Raw genomic sequence first — 11,744 nt, 5'->3', positions numbered from 1 at the left:
AATGTAATCGGCCGTGACGTGGCCGTCGAGCGCGGTGCGAGACGAGTGGTCCGGCTCGAGCGCCATTCCACGCCCGTCGAAACAAGGGACTACCGCCGCGAACGATGATCCCCCTCCGCCCCGAGGCAGCGCGACGCTGGCGCTGCCTCCCTCGGCCAGGTGAACGGCCTACCAGGCCGAGTGCGGCCGAGAGGCGTTTCGGTTCTCGATTACGGACGTCCGAACGAGGGGCCTTCGACCGTCGGACGGTTCATCCGACGCTGCCCCTGGGGCGCCGCTGGTTTGACCATCTTCTTGGCGCGGTTCGCGGTGCGGAGCTGGGGCATTTCGTCCTCGGTCAGATCGACGCTCGATTCTTCTTCGTCCCGCACGCCGGCGGTCGGCTCTTCGATGACCTCTCGAGCCGGTCGGGCGATCGCCTTTTCCACCGCATCCTGCAGGTCGAGCCCCGGCGTCGGTTCCTCGGGGCGCGTGATCAGCGGAGCCTGCTCGTCCGATTCCTTCGCCAAGTTCGTGATGCGTTCCTCGTAGATCGCCAGGGCGTGCAGCGCGTGTCCGACGGAACCGATCTCCCACTGACGCTTGCGATTCTCGAGCAGCATGTTCGACAGATAATTGAACCCCTTCATCACGCGGGGATCCCCCACCTGCTCGTCATCGATGGCAAAACCGAGCCATTCGAGAATATGCCCCGTGGTCTTGATGCGGCGATCCAGGTCGGGATTCGAACCGCGTCCCTCGAACCATTCGGTGCTCATCGAGCCATCCGAGTTCTGCAGCTTCAGGGTCCAGCGGATGTAGTTCTGCGTGTGAAGTTGGGCGCGGCGGAATTCACCCTCGATCGGGTCGCCGCGTTTGATCAGCTTGCGCACGGGATAGGCCACCGAGAACAAGCGGTGCGAGCCACCGCAGGTGCTCATCTTCTTCACCGGAGCGGCGATCTCCTCGCGTAGCAAGCGGGGAATATCCCACGCCTGCCCCTGATCGTTCTTCCAGGTGACGTCCAGATCGCAGTAGTGCGAAATGGCGATCAGCTTGAAGGTGAGCTCTTCGCCCGAGCGGCAGGTCAGCTTCTCGGTCTCGACGAGATCGGCCACGGTGAATTCGCGATCGCCGCTGCGCATCGGGTAGTCGATCGGCACGCGGCTTTGCGCCAGCATGCCGACAAACTGACCGTGATGCCCTTGTACCTGCGGCCCCTTGGCGGCATTGATACGGTCGCCGCGGAGCTCGAGCAGGCGTTTGCCCGCACAGGGGTTGTTCCAGCAGACATAGGCGATGGCATTCACCGATTCGCCGTTCGGTCCCCCTTTCAAGAGGTTCGTGTTCACGCCGTAGGCGATGATCTGGTGCATCACCTCCCACGGATTATGGTCGCGCGAGTTCAGGTTGCGGGGGTAGTAGAGCGCGAGCGCCCGGCGCACCTTTTCACGCAGCTTGAGCAGGGCCGGATCGATCTGCTCGGCATCTTCTGCCGTCATCCCTTCGCCCCCGGCCGCGGTCTCGGGGCGGCCGGGGACTCCCAAACGCTTGGCCGCCGCGTCGATCGGACGCAGATCGTTGATCGCCGGCATACGGCCTTGGGCCAGCGCGTCGCCAACCAGGGCCACGCAAACAACAGCGGTGCCTACGCACAGGTGCAGGGCGGTGCGAACCATTTCCAACTCACTGGGTTGTGGCATCTGGCAGACGGGGAACGTCGCTCGACCTGGTGGTCACCGGCAAGGCGTGGCTACGGCGGCAGGTTATTCGAACGGCGTGTGGAGCTCGCGGCGGCGTGCGAGTCCCCGTCAGGAGGGCAAATCTGGGCGTACACGACCGGCGCTAAACGCTACGCGGGGGGACGCCATCCGAACCGAGTCGGGAATGAACCGCTCGGTCGGGGCAAACCGTCTGCGCGGGCGCGGTTCGCGCGGTCGTCGTAGCTGTCATATCGGCCGTTTCGTCGGACGAACCCAAGGCGACGCCGAGGCTTTTCTTGCGACCGCACACGAGATGCTAGCGGGGGCGGCAACTGCGTCGAGTTGGCTATCCGTAACGCCCCGGCACGGCAGACGCAGTTCGCAGGTCTTCGCTATTTCCACGACGGATGCTAGCAGGCAGAAAGCCAGCAAGAGCTAGAAGAGGTTGCGGAGCCGCTCCGCGACGGTGGGCGTGTAAGGGGCGGGCTCGCGACCGGCGGCAAAGGCTCGCCAGGACTCTACGTCGTTGCCATATTCCTTGCCCGAGACCAAACGCAACGACTCGACAGCCCGCAATTGAATGGCGGGATTGTTCTCTTCCAACGCGACTCCCAGGGGCTTGATGGCTCCGGGATCCTTGGTTTCGCCCAGCCCGCGCGCGGCGGCGAGCCGCACGTTGATATCCGTGTCGTTCGTCAACGCCTCTCCCAACGCCTGGACCGAGGCCGGACCACCCCGTTTGCCCAGGGCCTCGCAACAGGCAATGCGCACTTCGGAATCGGGATCGTTGAGCCCCGCGGCGAGCACGGCCGTGGCCGAGCCGGTCTGGAAATTCGCCAACGCCCGCACGATCTCGGCCCGCATGAAGGGGTCGAGCTCCGTGCGAATCGCCTTGGCCAAATTCGCCGACACTTCTTCCTGCTCTTCCTGCGATCGCTTGGGCGCTTCTTTGCCCAGTTCGCGCAATTCGACCACGCGCTCGTTCGGCGACTGGATGGCCGGCCGATTCGGATGATCGTCGACGTAGCCAAAGGTCTTCTTCCACGAATGGCGCATCTTGTTGCGCGTATCGGCGCAACCACCACCGAAGAGGATGACGAGGCAGACGACAGGCACGATCCAGCGATCGCTGGTGAAACGCAACATTATCACTCGGGCTTCGAAGGACGTGAGGACGTGGAAGAAGCCTTCCTCCCGAAGGGGAGTGGCCGGGGACTATATCGACTCAATCCGCGCGCTCCAAGACGAGTCTTCGAGCAAACTTTCGCCATCACAATCTGCGCAAGACCGGCGCTTTAACTAATCATCGGCGGCGAAGTTCATCGCGAGTTCATCGCCCGCGATGGTGATTGACGTTGACCTTTGGAACGAACGAGCCGTAGACTCGACGCTAGCGTCGCTCGTACGCCCCTTTCACGCTTCTTCATCGCCATTCGGCCCCCGAGGTGTCCCCATGTTATTTCGCTCTCGTTGTGTCGCGCTGGCCTGCCTGGTTCTGCTCTTCGGGGCAACGAGCGTCGGAGCTGCCGATCGCACTCCCGTCCAGCTCGAGAACATGCACCTCTGCTGCAAGACGTGCAGCAACGACCTGACCGATGCCCTGAGCTCGGTCGAAGGCATCGAGCAGATTGAAGTCGATCGCAAGACGGCTTCGGCGCGGTTCCTTTCGCCCAGTGACGAAAAGACCCAGGAAGCGCTCGGCGCGATGGCCGAGGCCGGCTTCTTTGCCACGGCCACGCAAGGAGATAAGAAGCTCACCGTACCGACCGAAAAGATCGAGCCCGAACTCAAGGCCGATCGCATCGTCTTCGAGGGAGTGCATCTCTGCTGCGGCGGTTGCGCCAAGGGAGTGGTCCAGGGCTACACCGATCTGACGGACGTCGTGGCCGTCGATTGCGATGTCGACGAGCGGACCGTCACGCTGACCGGCAAGGAGCTCTCGGTGGCCCAGATGCGCGAGGCCCTGCACAAGGCGGGCTTCAGCGGCAAGCTGGTGCGCAAGTAGGACGTCGGGCCTGCCGGCCATTGGCGAAGCTTCTTCCCACGGGGAGAGCGCAGACGCGCCGTTTCTGCGCGCCGCGTGCGCCAAGCTCGACGTCATCTGATACCCTGGAACGAGTCTCGGCGTCGGACGGTTGCTCGCAATCGCCCAACGTTCATCCCGCGTTCGTCGCCTTACCGAGCGGTCGCCTGCGTATGCTGTGGATTCGATCTCTGCCCCCTGCGCGTCGTTGCGGAGCGTCGATCGCCTGCCTGTTGCTGGGTCTGGCGGCGATTTGCGCCGGGACGCCAGTGGCCTGGGGGGTCGACCACGTGCTCTTCCGACACGAGGACGACCAGCTTCAACTGAGCGGGCGCGTGCTGACCGAATTGCAACAGGGAGGCCTGCTGTTTCAATCGGACGATGGCGCGACCTGGGCGATCGATGCCCAGCAGTTGGTCGAACGTCGCCAGGATGACGCCGAGTTCAAGCCCCTCTCGGCCGACGAGGTCGGGCGCCGCGTGCTGGCCGAGCTCCCGCCGGGATTTCAAATCCACAAGACGAATCACTACGTGATCTGTTACGACACGTCACGTGTGTTCGCGCAATGGGCCGGCGCACTGTTCGAACGTCTCTACATGGCCTTTACCAACTACTGGCAGCGCAAAGGCTTCGACGTCGTCGAGCCCGAGTTTCCGCTGGTGGCGGTAATCTTTGCCAATCGGCAGGCGTACATCAAATTCGCCGAGCCCGAGTTGGGAGGCGCCGCCCCCGCCGTCGCCGGCTATTACAGCATTCGCACGAATCGCATCACCACGTTCGATCTGACCGGCATCGAAACGCTGCGGCAGCCGGGCGACCGCCGCGCTACGGCCGCGCAGATCAATGCCATGCTCGCTCGCCCACAAGCGGAACGCACCGTGGCCACGATCGTACACGAGGCCACTCACCAGATCGCCTTCAACTGCGGGCTGCAGACGCGCTACTCGGATATTCCACTCTGGGTCAGCGAAGGAATCGCGGTTTATTTCGAAACGCCCGATCTTTCGAGTCGCTCGGGCTGGCGCAACATCGGCGGCATCAACTGGCACCGTCTGGACGGCTTCCGTCGCTATGTACCAAACCGCGACAGCGATTCGCTCGCCGCGCTCGTCACCGGCGACGACAAGCTGCGCGATCCGCAGACCGCCGGCGACGCCTACTCCGAGGCCTGGGCGCTGACCTATTTTCTGATCCGACAGCGGCCCAACGAATTTCACGAATACATGCGGCTGTTGTCGGCCAAGCCGCGTTTGGGGCGCGACGAGCCAGGCCAGCGTCTCGAAGAGTTCAAACGCATCTTCGGCCCGCTCGAAGAACTCGACGCCGAGTTCCTCCGCTACATGAGCAAAGTCCGCTGAGGACTTTTCCAGCGAATCTATTCATGCAAAGTGGCACAGGCTGCCAGCCTGTGCTGCTCGGCAAAAGCTCCGATCCGCCCTCGCCCGATTCCGCACAGGCCAGAACGCCGGTGCCACTTCTCCTCGCTGGCCTTGTGGTCAGTACAGCAGGTTGGGAGGAACGGAACACTAATCGACACGAATTCCCGTTAATCCATCATTAGTGTCGATTAGTGCAAATCAGTGTTCCTTAGTTTCTCTCGAACTTAGGATCCCCCGGGGCGGGAAGTCCTGGTTCCCAGGGGATTGAACCCGCCCGGCGCGGCCCCTACCATGACGGACTTCTATCCAATCCACTTGCCCGGCTAGTACTCACTGAGAAGCGAAATCATGGCCAGTTCACCCGTCCATTCCGAAGTTCAAGGCGACGTCGCCGTCATCACCATCGATTCTCCCCCCGTCAATTCGCTCAGCCAGGCCGTCGTTCGCGGCCTGATCGACGCCATCACCGCGGCCAACAAGAACAGCGCCGTGCGGGCCATGGTCATCCACGGGGCAAACAACAACTTCGTCGCCGGCGCCGATATTGGTGAGCTGCAGCAAGCCGTCGCCCACCTGGCCAAGGGGGGCAGCGCCAAAGACGGCGGCCTGGCCGACGATCTCCAGCACTCGCTCGAAGATATCGACGCCAACGAAAAGCCGGTCGTCATGGCCATCGACGGCTTTGCGCTCGGCGGCGGTCTCGAGCTGGCCATGTCGGGCCATTACCGCGTCGGCACCACCCGGGCCTCGGTCGGCTTGCCCGAGTTGCAACTCGGTCTGCTGCCCGGCGCCGGTGGCACGCAACGTCTGCCGCGTCTCGTCGGATTGCAAAAGGCCGCCGAGATGATGCTCACCAGTTCGAACATGAAGGCCAAGGAAGCGCACGAGCAGGGGGTGCTGCAAGAGCTGGTCGAACCCGACCAATTGATTCCCGCCGCCATCGAAGCCGCGCACAAGCTGGCCGATGGCAAGTTGCAGCGCGTGCGGGCCTCGCAAATGAGCGATAAGCTGCCCGACGCCGACACCGCCCGAATGATGGTCGACATGGGCAAGGCGATGGCCGGCGACAAGGCCCGCAATCTCGTCCATCCCGATCTGTGCCTCGACGCGATCCTGTGCGGCATCACCGAGGGCTACAAGGCCGGCCTCAAGCGCGAAGGTGAGAACTTCATCAAGTGTCTCGAGAGCCCGCAGGCCGGCGGCTTGATCCACATGTTCTTCGCCTCGCGCGCCGCGGCCAAGGTGCCGGGCGTCACCGATCAAAAGCTCGAGCCGAAGCAGATCCGCAAGGCGGCCGTCCTCGGCGGCGGCACCATGGGGAGCGGTATCGCCACCTCTCTCCTGTACGCGGGGATCGAAGTCACCTTGAAAGAGGTCACGCCCGAGTATCTCGAGGCAGGCCGCGGACGCATCGACGGCAACCTGTCGTCGCGCGTAAAGAAGGGCAAGCTCGCGCAGGCCAAGTACGATGATATGCTGGGCCGCCTCAAGGGCCAGACCGACTACTCCGGCTTCGATCAGATGGACCTCGTCATCGAGGCGGTCGTCGAGAACATCGAACTGAAGCAGAAAGTCTTCGCCGACCTGGAGAAGGCGGTACGCCCCGACTGCATCCTCGCCTCGAACACCTCGACGATCGACCTCGAGCTGATCGGCAAGAACACCAAGGCCGCCCCACGCATCGTGGGCACGCACTTCTTTTCGCCGGCGCACATCATGCCGCTGGTCGAGATCGTACGCAGCAAGCACACCAGCCCCGAGACCCTCAACTCAACCGTCAACCTGGTGAAGGCGCTCAAGAAAACCCCCGTCACCGTGGGCAACTGCATCGGCTTCCTGGTAAACCGCATCTTCTTTCCCTACGGCCAGGCCGCCGGGCTGCTGGTGGATTACGGGATCGATCCCTACCGCATCGACAAGGTGATCTACGACTTCGGCATGCCGATGGGTCCGTTCCGCATGGGCGACCTGGCCGGCGTGGATGTAGCGAAGTTCGCCGGCGGCATCATGCTCGAGGCCTACCGCGAGCGCTCCTACGCCTCGACGCTGGTCGAGTACATGTTCGAAGAGAAACGCTTCGGCCAGAAAACCGGCCGCGGCTACTACCTGTACCCCGACGGCAAGAACGCCCAGCCCGACCCCTCGTTGGCGGCGCTCGTCGAAAAGGCCCGTGCCGATGCCGGCAATCCGCAGCCGCTCGACATCTCGGACGAGGAGATCGTCGAACGGGTCTTCTTCGGCGTCATCAACGAGGCCTGCCGCTGCCTTGATGAAGGTATCGCCATCCGCGCCTCGGATATCGACGTGGCGACCGTGATGGGCATGGGCTTTCCACCCTACCGCGGCGGCATCATGAAGTACGCCGATTCGCTCGGCGCGAAATACATCCACGACAAGCTGGCCGACTGGAGCAAGGTACACGGCGCGGTCTACGCTCCGTGCGACTTCCTCCAGCGCAAGGCCGCCGCGGGCGAAAGCCTGTCGTCGTAGCAAACGCCTGCCCCAATTCGCGGCGGGTAGGCGGGTAGCACGGATGATTCTCCTCCCATAGTTCGCCAACTTCTGCAACCCAGAGTCGGAGAATCGTCCGTGTCGCGCAGCGACAAGAGGATCTGGAAGATCTTATTTCTACCGGACTATGAAATTGTGATGATCCCATGTTGATTGCCGCACCGGCCCTCGAACGACTCGTGGCCAGCATCTTCTACAAGGCAGGCTGCCACGAGACTGAGGCGAACCAGATCGCCCGCTATCTCGTCGAGGCGAACCTCGTCGGCCACGATTCGCACGGCGTCATCCGTGTCGCGCCTTACATCGACTGGCTGCGCGACGGCCGTGTCGTGGCCAATCAGTCGATCGAGGTCGTGCTCGACGCCGAGACCTTCGCCGTCGTCGACGGCCGCTTCGGTTTCGGGCAGGTCGTGGGCGAAGCCACCATGCGGCTGGGACTCGAGAAGGCCCGCCGGCACGGCGTCGCGGTGATCGCGCTCAAGAACGCCGGGCACCTCGGACGCATCGGCGATTGGCCGCTGCTGCTCGCGCGCGAAGGGATGATCTCGCTCTACTTCGTCAATACCAACGGAGGCGGCATCCTCGTCGCTCCGTTCGGCGGCATCGAGCGTCGCCTGTCGGCGAATCCCATCGCGGCCGGCGTGCCGGTGGACGGGGGCTCGCCGATCCTGCTCGACATCTCGACGTGCGCCATTGCCGAAGGCAAAATCAAAGTAGCCTTGAACAAAGGCGTGCGCGTGCCGGCCGGCGCGATCATCGACGCCGCCGGACAACCGACCGACGACCCGCAGGTGTTTTACGCGAATCCTCCCGGCGCGATCCTGCCGTTCGGAGGACACAAGGGTTACGGACTGGGAATCCTGGTCGAGATTCTCGCCGGCGCACTCACTGGCGGCGGGTGCAGTCGCACCGGCGAGCGCCGCGTCGCCAACGGCATGCTCTCCATTATCCTCGACCCGGCGCAGTTACAGCCCGGCGATGAGTTCGCGGCTGAAGTGCGGCGCTATATCGACTTCGTGAAGAGCTCGCGTACGGCGGTACCTGGCGGAGAGATCTTGCTGCCGGGCGAGCTCGAAGAGCGCACGCGAGCGGCCCGGCTCGCGCACGGCATCGAGCTCGACGACAACACCTGGGGGCAAATCACTGGCGCCGCGCGCACCGTGGGACTCACGCCCCGCGAAATCGAAGCGGCCATCGCCGACGGTTGATGGCCTCGAGCTGCGTTACCCGGCCGGTAGACGCATGATGTTGAGAACGTCGCGCGCCGGCATACGTCGCTTACTCGAAGCGTCCTTCGAGCTGATTGAGCTCGACGAACATGCCCAGTAGTTCTTCGCGCGTGCGAGCGTCGGTCTTCGTCAGGATACTCGCGCGCCGCGAGTGTGCCGTGCGCAGGCTGATCGACAGCCGGTTGGCGATCGACTTCATCGGCTCGCCCTGACAGAGCAGCTCGAGGACGGCCCGTTCCTCTTCATCGAGGCAGGCAAATCGCGCGGCCAGATCCCGGCGGCGTTGCGCGTGCCGCCGACGGATCCGATCCTCGGACATGGCCCGGCGAATGCTCGCGCGCAGTTCCGCCGGCTGGTAGGGCTTTTCGAGAAAGTCGACGGCGCCGGTTTTCATCGCCAGCACCGAAGTGGGCACGTCGGCAAAGCCCGTGACGAAAATAAAGGGCAGGCCATCCCCCGCCTCGCGCAGCAGGCGCTGCAGCTCGATGCCGGTCATGCCAGGCATGCGCAAATCGACCACCAGGCACCCGCCGAGCGCTTCGTTGCGAGCTTCGAGAAACTCTTGGGCCGAAGCAAAGCACTCGCAGGCGAGTCCCATTCCGCGAACGAGCTCGCGCATGGAATCTCGAACGGCGACGTCGTCGTCGACGATGTAAACTCGCGCGCCGTCGTCGGCGCTGCCCCCCCGTGGTCACATCCCCCACGGCCACCGACTCCTGCTGGACCGGAATCATGTCGAAGCTCGCTCCCTCTTAGCGTGAACTGTCATGCCCGCTCAGAAATGCACCGCGCGGACGAAGCCGCTCTCCACTTTCGCCGCTGTCGACCGGCAACTTCAACCGAAACGTCGCACCGCGTGGCGCGCTCGACTCGGCCCACAAGCACCCCCCGTGCGCATCGATGATCGCTCGGCTGGTCGATAGCCCGAGTCCCATGCCTCGTGTTTTCGTCGTATAGAATGCGTCGAAGAGCCGTTCGGCGTCGTGGTGGTCGAAGCCACGCCCGTTATCGGCGACAGCGATCTCGACGAAGCCTGCTTCGCGTGCAGCGCACTGGATGACCACGCGCCGCTGCTCGGGCTGTCCGGCGGCCAAGGACTCGAAGGCGTTCGAAAGCAGATTCAGCACCACTTGTTGAATTTGAATCCGATCGGCCAGAATAAAGGGCAGTCCGTCGGCCAGATGCGTCTCGACCTGCACGCCACGATCGCGGGCATCGGCCTTGGCCAGATCGACCACTTCACGTAGCAGATCGCCCAGGTCGGTCGGCGCGCGCTGAGCCTCGGTCTTGCGAACCAGGCGGCGCAATCCGCGGATGATCGCCCCAGCACGCAAGGCCTCTTCCGAGATACGGATGAGACTCTTCTGCACATTGGCAACACCTGCCATACCCCGCTCTGCGAGTTCCGCCGCACACACGTCGGCAAAATTCGCGATCGCCGTGAGGGGTTGATTCAATTCGTGGGCGATGCCCCCCACCATCTCACCAAGCAGCGCGATGCGCGACACGTGCGCCAATTCGTTCAAATGCTGCCGCGCCGCCTCTTCGGCCTCGTCGCGCGCCGTCATATCGACGCCCGAGCCGACGATCTCGGTTACGTTGCCTTGCGCGTCGAAGACGGGGCTGAAGGCCCCCTGCGCCGGCATGAAGTTTCCCTCGCGCGATTGGCACAGTGCCGAAAAGTGGGCCGTCGTGCCCGAGACCGCCTTGGCGATTTGATCGTTGATGTGCTGGCGGGCCTCGGCCGAGTAGTTCCACCAATTCGTTTCGGCGATGTGCTTGCCGATAATCTCTTCGCGCCGATAGCCCGAAGTCTCCACCACCGCCCGATTCACTTCGAGCACCGTGCCATCCTTGGCGATCAAGGCCGCAAAGGTCACCACGCCGTCGAGAATATCGCGCAGGCGCCGATGCTGCGCCCGCAAGGCCGCTTCGTCCGCCACGCGTGCCGAGAGATCGCGGGCAATGGTCGAGTAGTAAGCTACATGTCCCGTCGAGTCGCGGTGAGCCAGCACCACCTGCGAAACCGGCGTGCGCCGGCCATTCCGCCCGTGCAGCACCGTTTCTCCCTGCCAGTACGTCTCGTGCATGGCGATCGGGAAGCGGTGCTCGATATGCTCCACCAAGGTCTGCGGCGTGGTCAAGTCGGCCAAGGTCATCTGCGAGATGTCCTCGTCCTCGGCCAGTCCATACATTTCGCGACCACCGCGATTGATATACAGCACGCGGTGCGACGCATCGGCAATGCCGACAAAGTCGGGCGTGGTATCGAGGATGGCCACCAGGCGTGCTTGCGCCTCTTCAGCAGCACAACGCTGTTCGATTTCACGCTCGAGCCGTGTTACCGAATTCGCTAGTGCCGTGGCGCGTTGATTGGCACGCCGCTCGATGTCTCGCAATTGAGCGGCATCGACCACGGTGTCGCGTGCTGCTTCCGCAGTTGCCGGTTGGGGCATGGCCGCCACGAGATACCCCACAAGCTCGTCGCTGGCGTCGAATCGAGGGCTGCCTTGCCAGCACAAGTTGACCAGCGTTCCGTCGGCCCGCCGACAGCGTATCTCGATGGCCAACGCTTCGATGCCGCCCGATGACCAGGCGGCAAGCGCCGAGCGATACGTGGATTCGTCGCCTGACGTTTCCACCCCATGCCAAAGTGAGCGGCCGACAATCTCTTCGTGACTTTTCCCCAGCAACAATTCGAAGGCCGGATTGCAGAACTGCACGATGCCCGAGGGATCGAGTTCGGCCACCCCGCAGGGCAACAAATCGTAGGTACGGCGGGGAGAATCGAGCCAGCGGGGGGGCGTCAGTGGGTGGGGTGCATCGACGTCCGCCGGACGATGCGGAGAGACCGCTGGCCGGGGCAGCGAGGTTTCCGCCGGACGTGAGCTCGCTCCCGATTTCGTCGGATCTTGCATCA

General features: G+C 63.6%; 8 protein-coding genes. 4 read left to right on the top strand and 4 right to left on the bottom strand.

Going from position 1 to position 11,744, the window contains the following annotated elements:
- Positions 1-209: 209 nt before the first annotated feature.
- Positions 210-1,658 (bottom strand): hypothetical protein, encoded by a 1,449-nt coding sequence (locus KF708_09340; GenBank protein MBX3412879.1) that lies wholly within the window; start codon positions 1,656-1,658, stop codon positions 210-212.
- 459 nt (positions 1,659-2,117) lie between these two features.
- Positions 2,118-2,828: a HEAT repeat domain-containing protein gene (locus KF708_09335; protein ID MBX3412878.1), complete on the bottom strand. Its 711-nt coding sequence runs from the start codon at positions 2,826-2,828 to the stop codon at positions 2,118-2,120.
- A 307-nt stretch (positions 2,829-3,135) separates the two neighbouring features.
- Between KF708_09335 and KF708_09330 the strand changes: the two genes are divergently transcribed.
- The 4 genes from KF708_09330 to KF708_09315 all read left to right on the top strand — a co-directional run bounded on the left by KF708_09330 (position 3,136) and on the right by KF708_09315 (position 8,803).
- Positions 3,136-3,687 (top strand): heavy-metal-associated domain-containing protein, encoded by a 552-nt coding sequence (locus KF708_09330; protein MBX3412877.1) that lies wholly within the window; start codon positions 3,136-3,138, stop codon positions 3,685-3,687.
- Between the two features lie 191 nt (positions 3,688-3,878).
- Positions 3,879-5,063 (top strand): DUF1570 domain-containing protein, encoded by a 1,185-nt coding sequence (locus KF708_09325; GenBank protein MBX3412876.1) that lies wholly within the window; start codon positions 3,879-3,881, stop codon positions 5,061-5,063.
- A gap of 369 nt (positions 5,064-5,432) precedes the next feature.
- Positions 5,433-7,574 carry an enoyl-CoA hydratase/isomerase family protein gene (locus tag KF708_09320; GenBank protein MBX3412875.1) on the top strand — a complete coding sequence of 714 codons (2,142 nt, stop codon included), beginning with the start codon at positions 5,433-5,435 and terminating at the stop codon, positions 7,572-7,574.
- A 167-nt stretch (positions 7,575-7,741) separates the two neighbouring features.
- Positions 7,742-8,803 carry a malate/lactate/ureidoglycolate dehydrogenase gene (locus KF708_09315; protein MBX3412874.1) on the top strand — a complete coding sequence of 354 codons (1,062 nt, stop codon included), beginning with the start codon at positions 7,742-7,744 and terminating at the stop codon, positions 8,801-8,803.
- A 70-nt stretch (positions 8,804-8,873) separates the two neighbouring features.
- Here KF708_09315 and KF708_09310 read toward each other — a convergent pair whose 3' ends face one another.
- Together KF708_09310 and KF708_09305 are read right to left on the bottom strand one after the other, a co-directional pair.
- Positions 8,874-9,443, bottom strand: a complete 570-nt coding sequence (locus KF708_09310; protein MBX3412873.1) for a response regulator transcription factor — start codon at positions 9,441-9,443, stop codon at positions 8,874-8,876.
- Between the two features lie 133 nt (positions 9,444-9,576).
- On the bottom strand, positions 9,577-11,742 hold the full coding sequence (locus KF708_09305; GenBank protein ID MBX3412872.1) for a PAS domain S-box protein: 2,166 nt from the start codon (positions 11,740-11,742) through the stop codon (positions 9,577-9,579).
- Positions 11,743-11,744 lie beyond the last annotated feature (2 nt).

Source organism: Pirellulales bacterium (assembly GCA_019636335.1).
Lineage (GTDB): Bacteria > Planctomycetota > Planctomycetia > Pirellulales > JAEUIK01 > JAHBXR01.
The sequence above is the reverse complement of the archived record's forward strand: the minus strand, read 5'-3'. Positions and strand labels throughout refer to the sequence as shown.

Coding starts and splice junctions, on each gene's coding strand:
- KF708_09340 (MBX3412879.1), bottom strand. CDS start 1,658: ATGGTTCGCACCGCCCTGCACCTGTGCGTAGGCACCGCTGTTGTTTGC.
- KF708_09335 (MBX3412878.1), bottom strand. CDS start 2,828: ATGTTGCGTTTCACCAGCGATCGCTGGATCGTGCCTGTCGTCTGCCTC.
- KF708_09330 (MBX3412877.1), top strand. CDS start 3,136: ATGTTATTTCGCTCTCGTTGTGTCGCGCTGGCCTGCCTGGTTCTGCTC.
- KF708_09325 (MBX3412876.1), top strand. CDS start 3,879: ATGCTGTGGATTCGATCTCTGCCCCCTGCGCGTCGTTGCGGAGCGTCG.
- KF708_09320 (MBX3412875.1), top strand. CDS start 5,433: ATGGCCAGTTCACCCGTCCATTCCGAAGTTCAAGGCGACGTCGCCGTC.
- KF708_09315 (MBX3412874.1), top strand. CDS start 7,742: ATGTTGATTGCCGCACCGGCCCTCGAACGACTCGTGGCCAGCATCTTC.
- KF708_09310 (MBX3412873.1), bottom strand. CDS start 9,443: ATGCGCGAGCTCGTTCGCGGAATGGGACTCGCCTGCGAGTGCTTTGCT.
- KF708_09305 (MBX3412872.1), bottom strand. CDS start 11,742: ATGCAAGATCCGACGAAATCGGGAGCGAGCTCACGTCCGGCGGAAACC.